This is a genomic window from Bradyrhizobium sp. Kon37 (genome assembly GCF_055807535.1).
In genome coordinates, this window is record NZ_JBVVOY010000020.1 from 103,394 (window position 1) to 120,943 (window position 17,550).

The window sequence follows — 17,550 nt, forward strand, 5'->3', positions numbered from 1 at the left end:
CCGAAAGCGCGAGGCGCGCTCAGGCGAAGAATCTGTGTTCTCGCGGAGGGATCCGGGCGGAGATCGTGCTAGTCATGCTCATACTGTTCCGAGAGAAACTGATTGATCGCGTCGAACGCCTGCAATCGGTTCTTCTCCAATAGAACCATGTGCGTGCCTTCGCCGATCTCGACCCATCGCCGATATCGCGCTTGTTTCAGCGAGAGGAAGAAGTCCAGTGCCGAGCTGATGGGCACGTCCCGGTCCCATTCGGCGTGGACCAGAAGCACCGGCACGCGAATGTTGCTGGCGTCGTAAAGGGCCTTGCCGGCGGCCCAGTATTCGCGGATGTCCAGGATCGGGCCGTTCACGGCACGCATGAGCGGACGAGCTCCTGCGCTGGCCTGCGGGTCTGTCGCGAGCGAGATGTTCGCCCAGAGTTCGAAGCCGCCTGCCGGAATTAGACTTGATTGCGCTGCTTCCGGCGCTGCCGAAAGCCAGCGCTCCCTGAAGTCCAGAACAGGGACGTTGCGATAGGCCCCGAGGCGGCCGCCCGCATCGATCGGAGCCGGGCCTTTCAGCAACCACAGTGGCGCGACCAGCGCGAGCTTTACGATCTTGTCGTTATTGCCCGCCGTGTAAGCGCCGGCCACAGAGCCGCCCCAGGACATCGCGACCAGATTGAGCTGCGTGATGTTGCGCTGCTTCAGGATATATTGAACTGCGCTGGCGAGATCGCGCACGCCCACCTCGGTGCGAACAAGCGGCTCTGAGTCCTCGGGCGCCACGTCCATTTGGGGCGGACGCGTCGATCCGCCATAGCCGCGCACGTCGAGTGCAAAGACGTCGTAGCCATGCCCGGCGAGATAATCCATGAAGGAGATGCCGCCGAGCGGCGCGTCGAACAGACTTTCCGACGAATAGGTCGCGCCATGCATCATCAGGATGGTTCGCTCGGCGGAAAACGTCGTGAGCGCCGCGTGTCGCTTGTTGCGCAAGTGAAGCGAGATGCCGGCCGTGTCGCTCGGGATCATGAGATCCTCGACCACGATGTCGGCCCCGTCTGCCTGCGCGTAAGTTTGCTGGTCCATGATCGGTCTCCTTGATCAGAGGAATTGCCAGGCGAAGCGATCGCCGCGACGGTCGATGCGTCCGACGGACGATTGTGCGAAATGGGTGGTGAAGACGGTTGCGCCACGCTCGGCTGCGTCCTCCAGGACGCTGGCGCGCGAGCGCAAGGCGGCCTCGGGGAATTCGCAGAAGCAGGAATTGAGCGAAGGCTCATACACCTGCAGCGGATGGTGCATCACGTCGCCGGCAAACAGCGCCTGCTGGCCGCGGGATACGAGACGGATCGACGCGTGATCGATACTGTGGCCGGGCGTCGGAATGAAGGAGACGCCGTCCAGGACCTCCTCGCCATTCACGGAGATGAGCTGGGCAAGCCCGGCCTCGATCACCGGCCGCACACTGTCGTCATAGACGCGGTCGGCCGGCTTGCGCGCCGCCGGGCCGAGCGCCGGGTCCGGGCGGGCTGCCCCTGTGGGGTCGGTGCCCGCCGCGAGGCTCTCGCCGTAGGCTTGCTCGATCCCGGAGAAGACATAGGTCGCATTCGGGAACGTCGGAATCCAGCGGCCGTCGGCCAGGCGCGTGTTCCAGCCGACGTGGTCAGCATGGACATGCGTGAGCAGGACGTAGTCCACCTGTTCCGGAGTGACGCCCGCCGCCGCCAGCCGCGCCAGGAAGGGCTCGTTCAGACGATGGAGCGGCGGGATGTCGGGCCGGTTCTTGTCGTTGCCGGTCGCCGTGTCGATCAGGATCGTGTGGTGCGGGGTTTTGACCAGCCAGCTGTGGATGCTCTGAATAAAGGTGCCGGTCGCGGGATCGAACGAGCCCGCCTCCAGCCGGTCGCGATGGCGCTCCAGCGCATCCGGCTCGGCGTCAGGATAGAGGGCGTCGAGCTTGAATGCGGCAAGCCGCAACTCATCGATCCGCGTAACGGCTGCATCGCCGACGCGATAGGTTTTGGTTGCTTGCGTCATCAAGGTCCTCCACTCCAGGTCGTGGCTGGGCCGGCCTGATTGCCGGCGCCGCCGTGACCTTGAAGTACGAAGCGCACTACGCCGCCGGGAGGGCGGTGGGCTCGATATGTCCCATCGACCCCGTCGATATCGAAAGGCTGTCAGCCCCCGCTTTTCAGACCGCCACTTTGGCTTTACTTCTCTCGCTGCGGCTCGTCCGGCCGCGATCATGTGCCTTGAACGGAGGAGGACCGATGCCGGATGCGGAACACGGTCCAGGTCGGCCGGCCGACGACACCGATCTCGCCGAGATCGACCTTGGCCTATTGCTCGCCCTGGAGGCTTTGCTGCGCGAGCAGAACGTCACGCGCGCGGCGTCGCGCCTGAACATCGGCCAGCCGGCGCTCTCGGCTCGGTTGAACCGGCTGCGACAGGTCTTTGCTGATCCGTTGTTCGTGCCTGCGGCGGCGGGCCGCGGCGTGGTGCCGACGACGAGAGCGGTGGAGCTGCAGGCGGAGCTGGCGGACGTGCTCGGCAAGCTCCGTCGCATGGTCGAAGGGCCGGCCGTATTCGACCCGGTCCGCAGCCAGCGCACCTTTGTCGTTGCCATCCATGAGAATCCAGCCGTGACGCTGGCGCCCGGATTCGTCGCGCGGTTGACCGCCACGGCCGCACGGGCGCGGCTGGCCTTCGTTCATCCCACGCGCGACGTCGTCGATCGGCTTGAACGGGGCGAGATCGACATTCTGGTGACGGGGGCTGACGGGGCACATGGCGATCTGATGCAGCGCCCGCTTTTCGAAGACAGCTTCCTGTCCGCCCAGCGCAAGGGGCATCCCCGCGGCGACGGCGCGCTCGATCTCGATCGCTTTTGTGCGCTCGATCATCTGCTGATCTCTGCCGACGGCGGCGGCTTCTCAGGCCTCGTCGACGATGCGCTGGCTGCGCTCGGACGTTCCCGACGCGTCGCCGTCTCGATTCAAACCTATGCGCTGGCGCCGGTCATCCTTGCCCACAGCGACTGTATCTGCACCCTGCCGCGACGCTTTCTGATGCGATTTTCCCACGAGCTCGATCTCACGCCGCCGCCGCTCGATCTACCGCCAGCGCGCATCGTCGCGCTGTGGCATCCGCGCAATCAGGAGGACGGCGCTCATGCCTGGCTACGCGAGTGCCTGTACCAAGCGGCCGCCTCTGATTCGACTTGCCTCAACCGCACCAGTTCACGCATCTAAACTTGATGATCCTCGAGCGGCGATGGCCGTGATCTCGAGTTTGACACCGGGACCGAGATCGGCCACGCCGATTGCGGCGCGCGCCGGCAGATGAGCCTCTGCAAAATGCGCCTTCCAGGCCGCGTTGAAGTCTGCCTTCTCCTTGAGGCTCGTCATGTAGATGGTCACCTGCAAGACGTTGCTCAGATCGGATCCGAGGCTCTTGAGCAGCTGCGCCAACTGCCCGAGGACGTCGTTTGCCTGGCCGGACATATCGAGGCTCGCGTCCTCGGGGACGATGCCACCGATGTAAAGCACGCCATTGTGCTCGACCACTTCGTGGAGCAGACCTTCGTAGGGCAAGACGCGCTTGATCATGATGGGACCGATGTTGCTGTGTGACGAGCCGGCATATCGCACATTTCAATGTCAGTGTCGTCGCAAGAGATCTCGCGCCAAGTCTTGCCGGAAGACGGACCGCACGGCTCTGAATGCAGACCGCTAAGACGTTGAAAATAAAAGCACAAATTGGTCGAAAAATCGCCGCCTGTCGTCCCCGCGAACGTTCGCCAAGCTGTCCTTGCACGAGCGCCCGGCATTTTCGCCGGCCGTGACCCGACGACATCGAACAGCGGATCGCTATACTGCTACCCGGATGACATCGGTGCGGCCGGGACAGTGCCGCGACCGGAACAAGGATTGCGACGATGGACGATACGATTGGCTTCCCTGACCCCGGCCTCGACCTGTCCGACGGCTTCAAGCCGCACACCTCGCATTGGGGCGTGTTCTCGGCACGTCAAGGCGAGGCCGGGCTCGAGGTCAGGGCGTATGCGGGCGATCCCGATCCGAACGGCATCATCGGCAATTTTCCCGGCGCGCTGCGCCATCAGGCGCGCATCACCCAACCTGCGATCCGCCGCGGCTGGCTCGAACGCGGTCCCGGTCCGGACGATCGCCGCGGCCGCGACGAATTCGTCTCCGTCAGCTGGGAGAAGGCGCTCGATCTGCTCGGCGATGAGCTGGCACGCATCCGTGACACGCGCGGCCCCGGCGCGGTGTTCGGCGGCTCCTATGGCTGGTCGAGCGCGGGCCGCTTCCACCACGCCCAAAGCCAGGTGCATCGCTTCCTCAACATCGCCTTGGGCGGCTATGTGCGCTCGGTGAACTCCTATTCCTCCGGTGCGTCCTCGGTGCTGCTGCCGCAGATCCTCTGCGGCTACGAGGACATCACGAAGCGCAACGTTACATGGGAGCAGATTGCGGCTGACACCGACATCGTGCTGGCGTTCGGCGGCATGGCGCTGAAGAACTCGATGGTCGCCGGCGGCTCGATCAGCAAGCATGTCGAGCGCGGCGCGATGGAAGCTGCGCGCCGCCGCGGCTGCGAGTTCATCCTTATCAGCCCACTGCGCGAAGACCTGCCCGTCGAGGCCGGCGCGGAGTGGATGACCTGCGTGCCCGGCACCGACACCGCGCTGATGCTCGGCATCGTTCATACGCTGATCGCGGAAAACCTGCACGACCAGGCCTTCCTTGATCGCTACACTGAGGGATGGCCCGTCTTCCTGCGCTATCTCACCGGTGACAGCGACGGCCAACCCAAGAACGCCGAATGGGCCGCCGCGATCTGCGGCGTCGATGCGGACACGATCCGCAAGCTGGCGCGCCGGCTCGCCGGCAAGCGCGCGCTCATCACCGTCTCTCATTCGCTCCAGCGCGCCGAGCATGGCGAGCAGCCGGTGTGGATGGGCATGGTGCTGGCGGCAGCGCTCGGCCAGATCGGCCTCTCCGGCGGCGGCTACGCCTATTCATTGGGGGCGATCGGCTATTACGGCCGCCGCGTCAACGACGTGCCGGGACCGACATTGGGTCAGGGCCGCAACGCTGTCCGCGATTTCATTCCGGTGGCGCGCATTGCCGACATGCTGCTCAATCCCGGCAGTACCTATCGCTACAACGGCGAGACGCGCACCTATCCGGATATCCGCCTCGTCTACTGGGCCGGCGGCAATCCCTTCCATCACCACCAGGACATCAACCGCCTGCGCAAGGCGTTTGCGAAAGTCGACACGCTGGTCGTGCACGAGCTCGCATGGACTGCCACGGCCCGGCATGCCGACATCGTGCTGCCCTCGACGATGACGCTCGAACGCGAAGACATCGGCTATTCCAGCAACGATCCCCTGATGGTTGCGATGCACCGGATCGCCGAGCCGTTCGGCCTTGCGCGCGACGATTACGAGATCTTTGCCGATCTCGCCGACCGTCTCGGCGCGCGCGAGCCCTTCACCGAGGGGCGGACGTCACGTCAGTGGCTGGAACATCTTTATGAGCCGACCCGCGCCTCGCTCGAAGCGCGCGGTTTGGAGGCGCCGAGCTTCGAAGAGTTCTGGCGGCGCGGCAGCCTGGTGGTGCCGCAACAGCCCGACGACGGCGGTCGGCTGCGCCGCTTCCGCGACGATCCCGTCAATCACGCTTTGCCGACGCCGAGCGGTCGCATCGAAATATTCTCTGCCAAGATCGCGGCTCATGGCGATGCAGATTGCCCGGGCCATCCGGTCTGGCTGGAGAAGTCCGACATGCCCAAGCCGGAGACGCCGTGCTTCCTGGTCGCCAACCAGCCGGTGACGCGTCTGCATAGCCAGCTCGATTTCGGTGGTCATTCGCTTCAAAGCAAACATCGCGGCCGCGAGGTCGCGCGCATGAACCCGCAGGACGCAGACGCACGCGGCATCAAGCACGGCGATATCATCCGGCTGTTCAACGCGCGCGGCGCCTGTCTCGCCGCGGTCCACGTCACCGACGGTATCGCGCCCGGCGTGGTTCAGCTCCCGACCGGCGCCTGGTACGACCCGATGGACCCCGAAGACGACGCGCCGCTCTGCGTGCACGGCAACCCGAACGTGCTCACACGCGACGTCGGCACCTCGTCCTTCGCGCAGGGCTGCACCGGCCAGCTCACGACCGTCGAGGTCGAGAAGTTCACCGGCAATCTGCCGCCGATCCGGGCTTTCGATCCGGTGTAGAAAAAAGGGGCCGCCCTGTGTGGGTGCAGGGACGGCCCCGAGTGGCTCGCAGGCCCGGGAGGATGAGGGCGCGAGCGATGTTCACGCGGCTGCGCTGATCCAGTCTCTCTCCGCAGAAGGACGACGCGGCGGGAATGCTTGCATCTCTCGCCGTTCGCCCTTGCTGGCGAGGCGCCAGCGTGCCGGGGATTGATCGCTGATGCGCTTGAACACGGTCGAAAAATGCGCCTGCGTGCTGAAGCCGACCGCAAGCGCGATCTCCGCCAACGGCCGGTCGGTGGTTGCCAGCAGCATCTTGGCATGCTCGATCCGGTGATTGAGAAGATATTCGCGGGGCCGGTAACCGGTCGCGACGCGGAACTGCGCCGCAAAGTGCATTCTGGACAGGCCGGCGACGTTGGCGAGTTCGGACAGGCTGATGCAGCGGTGGAAGTGATCGGCGACATATTGCTCGACGCGCCGCAGCCGCCATTTCGGCAAGGCATTGACCCTGGCGCGTGGCAATTCCAGGCGCGCCAGATGCATCGCAAGGGTTTGACCGATGCAGCGCGTAAACTCGTGGTCCGCGGCGTCGCCAAGTTCGATCAGCGCCTTGGCAAGCTCGGCTGCGAGCGGATCGCGCAACAACACGAGATCATTCAATCCCTCGGTCCCGGAAAATTGTGCCGGAAATTGGTCCGCGGAAATGTAAATGTGCAAGAAGGCGCATGGCGACTGGAATTGCACGGCAAGGGGCTTCGACGGCGCGGTGAGATACAGTGTGCCCGCGGGCATGGCCCCGTCGAAAATGACTTGGCGATCTCGGGTCAGTTTCGCCCGCGTGGTCTTCAGGGCGACGCCGACGAAATAGCGATCCTCAGGCGTCGTCGCTTGGTGCGACGAGGTGCTCCGCGGGTCCTCCCATCGCGAGATCGCGATGTCCTCAGCGGCCGCCCCCGCGCGCGGATCGATCTGACGCCATTGACGCTCTCGAATGATCCCCTGTGTTGCCTGGGGGATCTCGCAATCCCCCGAGCCGCCCGGAAATTCAATCCAGGCATCGGCTGCCTGCAAATTGGTCAACATCGTTCGTCCTCTCCGGGCTTTCTCCGCTGTTTGCGACCAGCAAACGCGCAAAGCCCCACGTTTCCATGGTGAGAGGATAGGGGTGAGCTGCGCTGCAAGCTCGTTAGTGGTGATTAGGATGTGTTAGTTTTTGTGGGACCGCATCAGGTGCGACATCCCGTCTCAGGAAACGTCTTTTTTTCAAATTTTATCAGATATTTGCGCATCTCCGCCCCGACTCGGGAGAGCGCAGAACGTCCGGTGGAGAGCGATGCGGCGGTGTGAGTTCTCTGCGGTGCCCTCGCTGGACCTCGCACCAGTGCCGGGTATAGTCACGCCGCATTTCCATGGAGCAGCTGTCAGGATGAGTCAGAAGTGACCGAGCTCTCGGCGGGACACGGGCCCCGCGGCAGCGAGGCCGCGACGATGCTCGATTTCGATACCGTGGCGTTCGGGCCATTTTCGCTTCGGTCGCGGCTGCTGGAGAAGGATGGCTTGCCGGTCAGGCTCGGCAGCCGGGCCATGGATATTTTGCGCCTGCTGGTCAGTCGCGCCGGCGAAGTGGTCCCGAAGGACGAAATTCTCGGCTATGCGTGGTCCGGACTTTCTGTCGAGGAGATCAGCCTGCGAGTCCATGTCGCGGAGCTTCGCAAGGTGCTCGGCGACGGAAAGGACGGTGCACGTTACATCACCACCATTCCGGGCCGGGGCTATTGCTTCGTCGCGCCCGTGCGGCGTGGCGAGCGCGCGGAGCTGGCTGCGCTGGCGTCGCGTGCGCCCGAAAGGGCCGCGCCGCCACCGTCTCTGCCGCGTCGATTGGACCGGATGGTCGGGCGGGAGGACGCCGTGGCCGAGTTGGCGACGCGCTTGCTCCGCGATCGCTTCGTCACGCTGCGAGGGCCGGGCGGCATCGGCAAGACCACCGTCGCGACCGCGCTCGCGCACGAGAATCGCGATAGCTTCGACGGCAACGTCCATTTCCTGGAATTCGGTCCGCTCAAGGACGCGGCCCTGGTCGCGAGCACGGTTGCCGCCGCGTTGGGCCTCGTCGTGCACCACGATGATCCCACGGCCAGCATCATCAACTTCCTGCGCAGCCGCCGCCTGCTTCTCGTGCTCGACAGCTGCGAGCACGTCATCGACGAGGTCGCGCGCCTTGCAGAAAACATCTACCGGGAGGCGCCCGGCATCGTCATCCTCGCAACCAGCCGCGAGTCGCTGCTGGTGGAAGGCGAGCAGATTTTCGAGCTCGTTTCGCTCCCTGGTCCGCCGCAGGGCACCCGCCTTAGTGCCGGCGAGGTGCTGGCCTATCCCGCTGTGCGCCTGTTCGTTGATCGCGCCGTCGCGGCGGGGCATCGCGACGACATCACCGACGAGGATGCCGAAGTCCTGGCCCGGATTTGCGGCAAGCTCGACGGCATCGCGCTGGCGATTGAGCTGGCTGCCGCACGTGTCGGTCTGTATGGACTGCGCGAGATGGCGGCGCTGCTCGACAACCGGCTGCAGCTCGAATGGCGCGGGCGGCGGACGGCGCCGCCGCGGCAGCAGACGCTCGGCGCTACGCTCGACTGGAGTTTCGGTCTGATCGGCGAGAGCGAGCGGGTCGTGTTTCAGCGCCTCGCCGTCTTCGCAGGTCACTTCAATTTGAAGGGCGTGATAGCGGTCGCGGCCAGGGCGGAGATGCCGGAGGACCGCGTCGTCGAGGCCCTGGAGCAACTCGTGGTGAAGTCGCTGGTGTCCGTCCAGCCGGACGGCGCATCGCGGCGGTATCGCCTGCTCGACGCAACGCGTGCCTATGCCCTGCAGAAACTGGCCGACGGCGGACAGCTGGCCGAGATAGCGCATCGTCACGCTCTCTATGTTCAATGCACGCTCGAAGCGGGCATGAAGGATAAGGAGGGCAGCGATCATGCCCCACGTTTGCAGGAACGCGCGAGCCTGCTCGCCGATGCCCGCGCTGCGCTGCAATGGGCTTATGCCAACGACGACGGCGCCGGCTTGCGCGTGCCGCTCGCCGGTAGCTGCACAAGGCTGTTTGTCGAACTCAATTTGCTGAACGAGGCCCGCATCTGGTCCGATCGCGCACTTGCAATGCTGGACGAGGCCGACCGGGGCGGCGCATGGGAGCTCGAGCTTCAGTCGACGCTCGGTCACGCCTTCATGTTCACCGAACGTAACAGCGAGCAGGCGGAAGCGGCGCTCAGGCGCGGGCTGGAAATAGCGGAAGCGCTGTCCGATCACGCCAACACATTCAGGCTGTTGTCCCGGCTCAACATGTTCTACCGCCGGACCGGTCGCTATCGGCATCTGGTGCCGACTGCGCTTCACGCAGAGCGGATTGCCCGTGTCATCGGCGATACCGCGGGCATCGCCGGGAGCAAAGCGCTGCTCGGCGTGTCATATCACCTCGCCGGAGACCAGGCCGAGGCGCAAGCCCATCTCGACGAGGGCCTGCGCGACGACGCTGCGCTCCGCGGGACGCAACCTGGGCATTTCGCCTATTCACGCACACCGCAGATTCCGCTCGCGCGCGTGCTATGGCTGCGCGGCTTTCCCGATCGCGCGCTCGAATGCGTCCGGCCGCTCGTCGGCGCTTCGGCGCCGCAGGACGTGGTCATGCATTGTATCGCATTATGCTGGTCCGCTTCGGTGTTCGGCTGGCTCGGCGACTGGTCGTCAGTCGAGGCCATGACCGATCGCCTGGCCGCGCATGCGAGCATGCACGGACTCGTGCCCTACGAAGCCGTCGCGGCGGGTTTTCGAGCGCAGAGCATGATCGCTCGGGGCGAGGTGGCCGGCGGAGTCGACCTAATGCGGAGTGCGCTTCCACGCCTGCATGCCGATCGCTACGAACTCTATGCCTCGGCGTTCGCCGCGGATCTGTCCCAAGGTTTGGTCACGTTGGGACGATTTGCGGAAGGCATTCAGGTTCTTCACGAATCCATTGCCCGGGTCGAGCAGGAAGGCGGTGCCTTCGACATGCCCGAGCTGCTCCGTCTGCGGGGAGAGTTGGAGGCCCATGGCGGCAATCTCGACGCGGCCGAGGCGGATATTGTCGCCTCGATCTCGCTCGCCGAACAGCAGGGCGCGTTATCCTGGCGGCTGCGAGCCGAGATGTCGCTGGCACGGCTTCGAATCCGGCATCGTGGGAAGAATCCGCTGGAACAGCTCACTCAAACCTATGCCCGGTTCTCGGAAGGATTCGAGACCGCCGATCTCATTGCGGCACGGCGCATGCTGAACGAGCCGACGGCCTGATGAAGTCGAAGCCAATTTCTCGCGCGTGCCGCTACTCGAAGACGGCGTCAAAGATCTCGACATCCATCAGCACGGGCTTGGCGACCACGGTTCCGTCGGGCCGCAGCGTCTGCGCGCGTCGGAGCGTCGGCACCACGATGCCGCCGAAGCTGTCATGGGCCCAGGAGTAATGCGCGACTTTCATGCCGAACAGATCGTGGTCGGTCCGCCGTTGCAACGCGTTGTCGTCGAAATAGAAGATCTGCTCGGGCGCGAGCGTGATCAGGCCCGGCGGGAACTGCGCCCGCAGCCGCCGCCATGACTCGTTGTTCTCCTGCCACGGTGGCAGTTCCTCCACCACGACATCTGGATGAGCGAGCAGGAATGGATTGGTCAGATAATTCCAGATCGCGACGCCGCAGAAGAACACGAGATGCAGTTCGTCTGCGAGCGCGGGCGAACCGGTCTCGGTGAACGCAAGGCTCGGATTGGGCCAGGTCCTGAGGATCTCACCCTCGAGGCTTTCGATCGTGATCGCGTCAGGCTGAAAAGAGCCGGAGTGTTCGCCTCCGGTGATGCCGGTGAAGCGGACCGACTGCGTGCGGGTCGAGCCCTCCGCCGTCACGTCCTTGAATTCGCTGGCATGTCCGGTGCTGGAGAACAGCGTTCCGGCGACGGAGAGGTGAAGCGTGAACCGGCTCAAGCTATTCCAGCGGGCCATTCCGCCGCTGGCATCAATTACATCGTCAAGAAGCGCCATGTCCCGCCATATCCACCGTGAAGTGCCAGCACCATGGCGGGGCAGATGCGGCTTGGCGTGTTAGAATTTGTTAGGAGTTGCGAGCGGATATCCTTACGGTATCCCGTTGAAGATACACTCAATTCAGCGCCGCAAGGAGCTCCCTGGCCGCGACGAGATCACGGGTCTGGAGGCCCTCTTGGTACCGCGCGACGAGAGGGGCGATCAGGGCGCGTGCGTCTCCGGCTTTTCCGGCCTGGCGCCAGAACCGTCCGAGACTGACTGCCCCCCGCAGCTCCCAGCCGAGCGCGCATTGGCGGTGTGACAGATCGAGCGAGTCCCGGAAGCAGCTTTCGGCCTCCGCGGCATTGCCCGACCGGGCGAGGATATCGCCCTTGACCCTGAGCATCTCCGGCATGTCGAAGGATTCGCCATGATCGGGGATCTCCGCGATGGCATCATTGATGGTCTGCAAGGCTTCGTCGGCTTGGTTCTGGGAGGCAAGCCCCTCCGCGAGCGCGGTCGCAAACACCGTCGTCATGATCCGATGTCGCGTCGCGTACAGCGTGGCCTGGCTGCGGCGGAGGTGCTCGATGCCGGCGGCGACGTCGCCGCGGCGAAGCAGCAGCTCACCCTTCTGGCCGATGCCGACCGCGTGATAGGGCCCGAGGAAGTGCCGCGCGGAATGATCGATCAACCGCTCGATCAGGATTTCCGCATTGGCCAGGTCGCCGACCCAGAGGAACACGTAGATGGTCCAGATCAAGGAAATACCGAGAGTGAGCGGCTGCTCGAGCAGCTCGGCTTCGCGAATGGTGTATCGCGACGCCTCGATCGCACGATCGGGCCGGCCGGTGAGCCAAAGCCCGCGCGCCAGCGCCACCAGTGCGACGATGCGGTCGTCATAGCCGAGATGCCCGATATTCAGCCGCTGCGAGCCGGGATTATGCAACATCGCGCTCTCGCAGAGCTGCACCGCCTTGTCCTGGTTGCCGATCAAATGATGGGCGACGCCCAGCATCCATTCGACATTCAGCGTGCTGGCGGGATCGTTCAGCTTCCGCGCGACGCTCTCGCCCTGTTCGCCGGTTCCGAGCGCTCCGTGAAAATCCCCGACCCTGGTCAGGTAGATGTGCAATCCGCGCAGCAGCCAGAGCTGCCAGTGCAAATCCTGGAGCTCCCGCGCAAGCTGGAGACTGCGCGTGAACGCCGAGCGGACCGCTTCGGTATTGCCCTGCGTGAACATCGCGGAGACGCCGAGCGCCGCCTGCAAGATCATTTCATTGCGGCCGTCCACCGCACTCGCGTCGAGGGACGCCAGCGCCTGCTGGGTCCAGCGGTAGCATTCCGTCAGCAGTGTCAGTTCGAGAAAGAATTGCGCCGCTGATGTCGCCAGATCCACGGCAATCGTTCGGTTCCCGCCGTCCGAAAAGCTCCAGGTCAGCGCGGCCCGGACATTGGGCAGGTGGTCGGCATAGGGAAGAAAGCCGCCGGCACTCTGCATGCCCGTGGATTGGAGAGCGATGTCGCGCAGGAAGTCGCGGAAATATTCGGCGTGGGCGCGTGCGACGCGGTCCGCTTCGCCGTTCTCGACGAGCTTGTCCGCGACGAAGGCACGTGTGGTGTCGAGCAGGCGATAGCGCAGCCGCCGCTCCGCAGGCGAGGTCGCGATCAGCGATTTGGAAAGCAGATTGGAGATCGCCTCGGCGGCTTCTGCTTCGCCAATGCCCTGACAGGATGCGACCGCAAGCGCGGCTTCCAAGGTGAATGGCCCGACGAATGCCGACAATCCGCGCAGCGTTGCGCTTTCGGTTGCCGGCAGCAAATCATAGCTCCAGGCGAGTGCCGCACTCAGGGTGTGGTGCCGCGGCACAGCGGTGCGCCGCCCGCGCCACAGCAGCGAGAAACGGCTGTCGAGCAGAGAGGCGGTCCCGGCGATGCCATAGGCATTCACACGCCCGGCCGCGAGCTCGATCGCGAGCGCGATGCCGTCCAGCCGACGACAGATATCGGCCACGAGCGGCGCATCCTCTTCGCTGAGCTCGAATTCGCTCAGACTCTCTGCGATGCGTTCCACGAAGAGCTGAGTTGCAGGATAGGCAAGGATGTCGGCGATGCCGAGCCCGTCGCGCTGTGGCGGGCAATCCAATGGAAACAGCCGATGGACACGCTCACCTTCGGCGCGGAAAGATTCGCGGCTGGTGGCGAGAATATGCAGCTCGCCCGCTTCCCGGACGATGCGCTCGGCCAGAGGGGCGAGATCGTCGAGGATGTGCTCGCAACTGTCGAAGACCAGCAGCATCCGCCGGCTGCGCAGGAATGTCAGCAACCCCGGCATCGGGTCGTCGGAATTGACTGTCAGGCCCAGCGCGGCCGCAATCGTTCCCGTAACGAGCCGGGTTTCTCTCAGTGCGCCGAAATCGACAAAACACACCTGGCCGTCGAAGGCCTGGAACTCGCGATGCGCCACGGCCAGTGCGACCGAGGTCTTGCCGATCCCGCCGGGGCCGACGATCGTGACGAAGCGATGCAAGGCAAGCTCGGCGGAAATTTTCTCGACCGCATCGTCCCGCCCGATCATCTTCGCGAGCGGCGAGGGCAGCGAGCGCGGCGCAGCAACGGGCAGGCTGGTCCGGCTCTCCGAAGCGGCGGCCGGGAGCAGCGCGGCCGTGAAGCAATAACCTCGTCCGGGGACGTTGACGACGTAGCGGGAGCCTTCGCCCGGATCGCCCAAGGCCTTGCGCAGCGTCGTGATGTGAAAGCGCAGGCTGCCTTCGTCCACATTCACGTCCGCCCAGACCCGCCGGATCAACTCACGCTTGTCCACGACCTCGCCGGCGCGCTCGGCGAGAAAAACGAGAATGTCGAGCGCGCGGCCGCCGAGGTGAACCGGGGCGCCGTCCTTCTCGAGCAGCCGCGTCTTTGCGAACAGCCGGAATGGCCCGAAAGCAATGGCCGAATCCTGATTGTTAGCGTCCGGCACGGGCCAATCATTCCAGTGAGAGCTGAACTCTGCACTTTGATCTAGCAGAAGGGAACCCTGAGTAAACTGGTCGAAAGTGGCGAAATCGCGTGGAGGCTGCCGGCAATTGGCCGGTCGCGCGCGACGATCCGTCGCAAATTGTGCTCAAACGCGAGCCTCTTTCGAACCGATCTGGACAACCCGGCAGCTTGCTTGACCGACCAGCTCACGTTCGGAGTGCCGGTCGTCGTACCGCCATCATAACAGAATCTTGCAACGTCTAACGAGCAATGCACGCGAACTGCATCCAGTATCCGTTCCGAGTTTGGCGTTAATTCCAACGGGGAGGCTACGATGTCCGGTATCGATGCTCGGCCGAATGACGACGTCGTTCGATCTCAATTTGTGGCAAGTTTGGACGATCAGTCGCGTGACTGGGAGCTCGTGCTGCGGGAATCGCACCATCGGATGAAGAACACGCTGACGATACTCGGTGCGTCAGTCCGCCGCGATTTCACCAGAACAGGTACCAGGGACGTGTCGCTTGCAGCGGACCGGCTCGAGCGGCGCATCGTCGCCTTCGGCAGGCTCTATCAGCTCTTGTCCGACAATGACGACCATACGGCGATCCCGGTGGCGGCCTTCTTCGAAAACCTGTGTGGAGCGATTTCCGAGGCCGTGCTGGAGCCCGCGGGCATTCGCTGCGAGGCGGCGATCGAAAGCGGCACGCTACCGGCGTCGCAATGCCATCGGCTTGCGCTGATGCTGACGGAGCTGGTGACGAATGCGGCCAAGCACGCCTTCCCGAACAGGAATGACGCACTGATCCGCATCGAGATGGCCAATCGCGACGGCGCCTGGTTCTGCACGGTAACAGACAACGGGATCGGCGCGACCGGGCCGCTTCAGGGCACCGGCAGCCGGATTCTCGAAGGACTCGCACGCAGCATTCACGCCCGGCTGCAGGGCGAAGCGGGAGAAGACGGGACACGCGTAACCATCGTGATGCCGATTGCAGCTGCTTGAAGCTCGTCTTAGATCCAACCCAGGGAGTTCGACATGGCCACTACCGAAATCGACCGCGACGCCGCGGCCAAGCTTTCCAACAAGTCTGCGAAGACGCCGTCGACCTCGCCTAGCGTCGATCAGCGCCTCGAGGTGATCGTGATCCCCGTGTCGGATGTCGATCGCGCCAAGGCCTTCTACGCGCGTCTCGGTTGGCGACTGGACGCCGATTTTGCCTCCGGCGATGACTGGCGCGTGATCCAGTTCACGCCGCCGGGTTCGGCCTGCTCGGTGATCTTCGGCAGGAACGTGACCGCGGCAGCGCCGGGCTCGGCGCGAGGCTTGTACCTGATCGTCTCCGATCTGGAGGCGGCGCGAACGGATCTGCTCGACCGCGGCGTCGAGGTCAGCGCTCCATTCCACGGTGCCGGCGATGTTCACGCCGGGACCGACGAGCCTTATCTCTCCGGCAGCGTTCGGGTGAGCGGTGCCGACCCGAAGCGCGGCAGCTACGGCTCATATGCGTCGTTCAGCGATCCCGACGGCAATGGCTGGTTGTTCCAGGAGGTCACGACGCGATTGCCGGGACGGATCGCGGACGACGGCACGACATTCGCTTCGCAGGCTGCGCTGGTCGCAGCACTGCGCCGCGCGGCGGCGGCACATGGCGAGCACGAAAAGCGGACCGGCGGGCACGACGAGAACTGGGCCGATTGGTACGCCGATTACATCGTCCGCGAGCAGGCGGGCCAGCCGCTGCCATCCTGAGCTGGACAGCACGGATTCTTGGACTGATGCAAGCCGACGCGGCGCGTGATGACTGAGCTCATCGCGCGCCGTGTTGCTTTGGCGGCGCGCATCGCGGCTCGCAACGGCTAACGCGGTCTAACAACCCATAACGAGCAAATTGCCAGGGCCTGCGCCAATCTCTCTGCATGACGAACCGAGGCGTTGATGTCGAATTCGGTCAGCGTCACCGACCAAAGCCAGGGAGATCGAACATGACCACGCAAGCACGTATCGACATTCTCAATCCAGACCGCCGTCAACTGTTGGGCCAGGCCGCGATGGCTGCGGTTGCCGCAAGCGTCTCAAGCCTGCTGCCGCTGCATTCCGCGAAGGCGGGCGTGAGCGGGGTGGTTCGCCCGTTTCACGTCAGCGTGCCCGAGCAGGATCTGCTCGATCTTCGCCGCCGTCTCGCGGCGACGCGCTGGCCGGATCGCGAGATCGTTGCCGATCAATCGCAGGGCGTGCAACTGACGACGGTGCAGCAGCTCGTGAGCTACTGGCAGAACGACTACGACTGGCGCAAGATCGAGGCGCGGCTAAATGCCTTGCCGCAATTCGTCACCGAGATCGACGGCGTCGACATCCACTTCATTCACGTTCGCTCGCGTCAAGAAAACGCGCTGCCGATGATTGTCACGCATGGCTGGCCCGGTTCGATTATCGAGCAGATGAAGATCGTGGGCCCGCTCGCCGACCCCACCGCACACGGCGCGACGGCGGCGGACGCCTTCGATCTCGTGATCCCCTCGCTGCCCGGTCACGGTTTTTCCGGGAAGCCGACGGAGCTGGGCTGGGACCCCCAGCGCGTGGCGCGCGCATGGATCGTGCTGATGAAGCGGCTCGGCTACAACCGCTATGTCGCGCAAGGCGGCGATTGGGGCAATGCCGTGACGGAGCAGATGGCGGTGATCGCGCCGCCGGAACTGCTCGGCATCCACACCAATATGCCCGCGACCGTTCCGGACGACATCGCCAAGGCGCTTCAGCCCGGCGGATCGCGGCCGTCGAACCTCTCGGCCGACGAGCGCTACGCTTACGATCAGCTCGATGATTTCTACAAGCACGGTCTCGGCTACGCGATCGAGATGTCCAACCGGCCGCAGACGCTCTATGGCCTGGTGGATTCGCCGGCGGGCCTCGCGTCCTGGATGCTCGACCATGATGCGCGCAGCACCGCGATGATTGCCCGGGTTTTCGCGGGAAAGACGGAAGGGCTGTCGCGGGACGACGTGATCGACAACATCGCGCTCTACTGGCTCACCAACACCGCGGTGTCCTCGGCGCGGCTGTACTGGGAGAACAAGCTGGTGTTCTTCGAGCCCAAGCACATCAAGATCCCGGTCGCCGTCAGCGTCTTCCCGGACGAGATCTACGCCGCGCCGCGCAGCTGGACCGAGAAGGCCTATCCGAAGCTGATGCACTACAACCGCCTCGACAAGGGCGGCCACTTCGCCGCCTGGGAGCAGCCCGCGCTGTTCTCCGCGGAAATGCGCACCGCCTTCCGACCGCTGCGTCAGTCGATCTGAGACCT

Annotated in this window: 12 protein-coding genes; 6 read left to right on the forward strand and 6 right to left on the reverse strand. The window is 64.6% G+C overall.

Going from position 1 to position 17,550, the window contains the following annotated elements:
* Nucleotides 1–68: 68 nt before the first annotated feature.
* The gene (locus tag AC0L3J_RS28880; protein ID WP_473349249.1) at nt 69–1,070 is read right to left on the reverse strand and encodes an alpha/beta hydrolase; all 1,002 of its coding nucleotides are present in this window, start codon (nt 1,068–1,070) and stop codon (nt 69–71) included.
* 15 nt (nt 1,071–1,085) lie between these two features.
* Entirely contained in the window at nt 1,086–2,021 is a 936-nt protein-coding gene (locus AC0L3J_RS28885; protein WP_473349250.1) for an MBL fold metallo-hydrolase, read from the reverse strand.
* Between the two features lie 53 nt (nt 2,022–2,074).
* On the opposite strand from AC0L3J_RS28885, the gene AC0L3J_RS28890 reads away from it, so the two are divergent.
* Nucleotides 2,075–3,235 carry a LysR family transcriptional regulator gene (locus AC0L3J_RS28890; protein ID WP_473349251.1) on the forward strand — a complete coding sequence of 387 codons (1,161 nt, stop codon included), beginning with the start codon at nt 2,075–2,077 and terminating at the stop codon, nt 3,233–3,235.
* Here the strand turns inward: AC0L3J_RS28890 and AC0L3J_RS28895 are convergent.
* Nucleotides 3,224–3,592 (reverse strand): RidA family protein, encoded by a 369-nt coding sequence (locus AC0L3J_RS28895; RefSeq protein WP_473293764.1) that lies wholly within the window; start codon nt 3,590–3,592, stop codon nt 3,224–3,226. The genes AC0L3J_RS28890 and AC0L3J_RS28895 overlap by 12 nt on opposite strands.
* A gap of 329 nt (nt 3,593–3,921) precedes the next feature.
* Between AC0L3J_RS28895 and AC0L3J_RS28900 the strand changes: the two genes are divergently transcribed.
* Nucleotides 3,922–6,243 carry a molybdopterin guanine dinucleotide-containing S/N-oxide reductase gene (locus AC0L3J_RS28900; RefSeq protein WP_473349252.1) on the forward strand — a complete coding sequence of 774 codons (2,322 nt, stop codon included), beginning with the start codon at nt 3,922–3,924 and terminating at the stop codon, nt 6,241–6,243.
* A gap of 81 nt (nt 6,244–6,324) precedes the next feature.
* Here AC0L3J_RS28900 and AC0L3J_RS28905 read toward each other — a convergent pair whose 3' ends face one another.
* Nucleotides 6,325–7,308, reverse strand: coding sequence for a helix-turn-helix domain-containing protein (locus tag AC0L3J_RS28905; RefSeq protein WP_473349253.1), 984 nt, complete (start codon nt 7,306–7,308; stop codon nt 6,325–6,327).
* 354 nt (nt 7,309–7,662) lie between these two features.
* On the opposite strand from AC0L3J_RS28905, the gene AC0L3J_RS28910 reads away from it, so the two are divergent.
* On the forward strand, nt 7,663–10,545 hold the full coding sequence (locus AC0L3J_RS28910) for an ATP-binding protein (protein ID WP_473349254.1): 2,883 nt from the start codon (nt 7,663–7,665) through the stop codon (nt 10,543–10,545).
* Nucleotides 10,546–10,576: 31 nt separating this feature from the next.
* On the opposite strand, the gene AC0L3J_RS28915 is transcribed toward AC0L3J_RS28910, so the two are convergent.
* Together AC0L3J_RS28915 and AC0L3J_RS28920 are read right to left on the reverse strand one after the other, a co-directional pair.
* Entirely contained in the window at nt 10,577–11,284 is a 708-nt protein-coding gene (locus AC0L3J_RS28915; RefSeq protein ID WP_473293768.1) for a hypothetical protein, read from the reverse strand.
* Between the two features lie 118 nt (nt 11,285–11,402).
* Entirely contained in the window at nt 11,403–14,246 is a 2,844-nt protein-coding gene (locus AC0L3J_RS28920; RefSeq protein ID WP_473349255.1) for an ATP-binding protein, read from the reverse strand.
* A gap of 333 nt (nt 14,247–14,579) precedes the next feature.
* On the opposite strand from AC0L3J_RS28920, the gene AC0L3J_RS28925 reads away from it, so the two are divergent.
* From AC0L3J_RS28925 to AC0L3J_RS28935, 3 genes are all read left to right on the forward strand, one after another.
* A complete protein-coding gene (locus AC0L3J_RS28925; protein ID WP_473349256.1) occupies nt 14,580–15,251 on the forward strand; it encodes a sensor histidine kinase in 672 nt (223 codons plus the stop codon).
* Nucleotides 15,252–15,284: 33 nt separating this feature from the next.
* Nucleotides 15,285–15,998, forward strand: coding sequence for a VOC family protein (locus AC0L3J_RS28930; protein WP_473349257.1), 714 nt, complete (start codon nt 15,285–15,287; stop codon nt 15,996–15,998).
* Between the two features lie 233 nt (nt 15,999–16,231).
* Nucleotides 16,232–17,545: an epoxide hydrolase family protein gene (locus AC0L3J_RS28935; protein ID WP_473349258.1), complete on the forward strand. Its 1,314-nt coding sequence runs from the start codon at nt 16,232–16,234 to the stop codon at nt 17,543–17,545.
* The last annotated feature ends 5 nt before the right edge of the window (nt 17,546–17,550 follow it).

What these genes read in the sequence shown, in the direction of transcription:
- AC0L3J_RS28880 (WP_473349249.1), bottom strand. Translation starts at nt 1,070, where the DNA reads ATGGACCAGCAAACTTACGCGCAGGCAGACGGGGCCGACATCGTGGTC.
- AC0L3J_RS28885 (WP_473349250.1), bottom strand. Translation starts at nt 2,021, where the DNA reads ATGACGCAAGCAACCAAAACCTATCGCGTCGGCGATGCAGCCGTTACG.
- AC0L3J_RS28895 (WP_473293764.1), bottom strand. Translation starts at nt 3,592, where the DNA reads ATGATCAAGCGCGTCTTGCCCTACGAAGGTCTGCTCCACGAAGTGGTC.
- AC0L3J_RS28900 (WP_473349252.1), top strand. Translation starts at nt 3,922, where the DNA reads ATGGACGATACGATTGGCTTCCCTGACCCCGGCCTCGACCTGTCCGAC.
- AC0L3J_RS28905 (WP_473349253.1), bottom strand. Translation starts at nt 7,308, where the DNA reads ATGTTGACCAATTTGCAGGCAGCCGATGCCTGGATTGAATTTCCGGGC.
- AC0L3J_RS28915 (WP_473293768.1), bottom strand. Translation starts at nt 11,284, where the DNA reads ATGGCGCTTCTTGACGATGTAATTGATGCCAGCGGCGGAATGGCCCGC.
- AC0L3J_RS28925 (WP_473349256.1), top strand. Translation starts at nt 14,580, where the DNA reads ATGTCCGGTATCGATGCTCGGCCGAATGACGACGTCGTTCGATCTCAA.
- AC0L3J_RS28930 (WP_473349257.1), top strand. Translation starts at nt 15,285, where the DNA reads ATGGCCACTACCGAAATCGACCGCGACGCCGCGGCCAAGCTTTCCAAC.
- AC0L3J_RS28935 (WP_473349258.1), top strand. Translation starts at nt 16,232, where the DNA reads ATGACCACGCAAGCACGTATCGACATTCTCAATCCAGACCGCCGTCAA.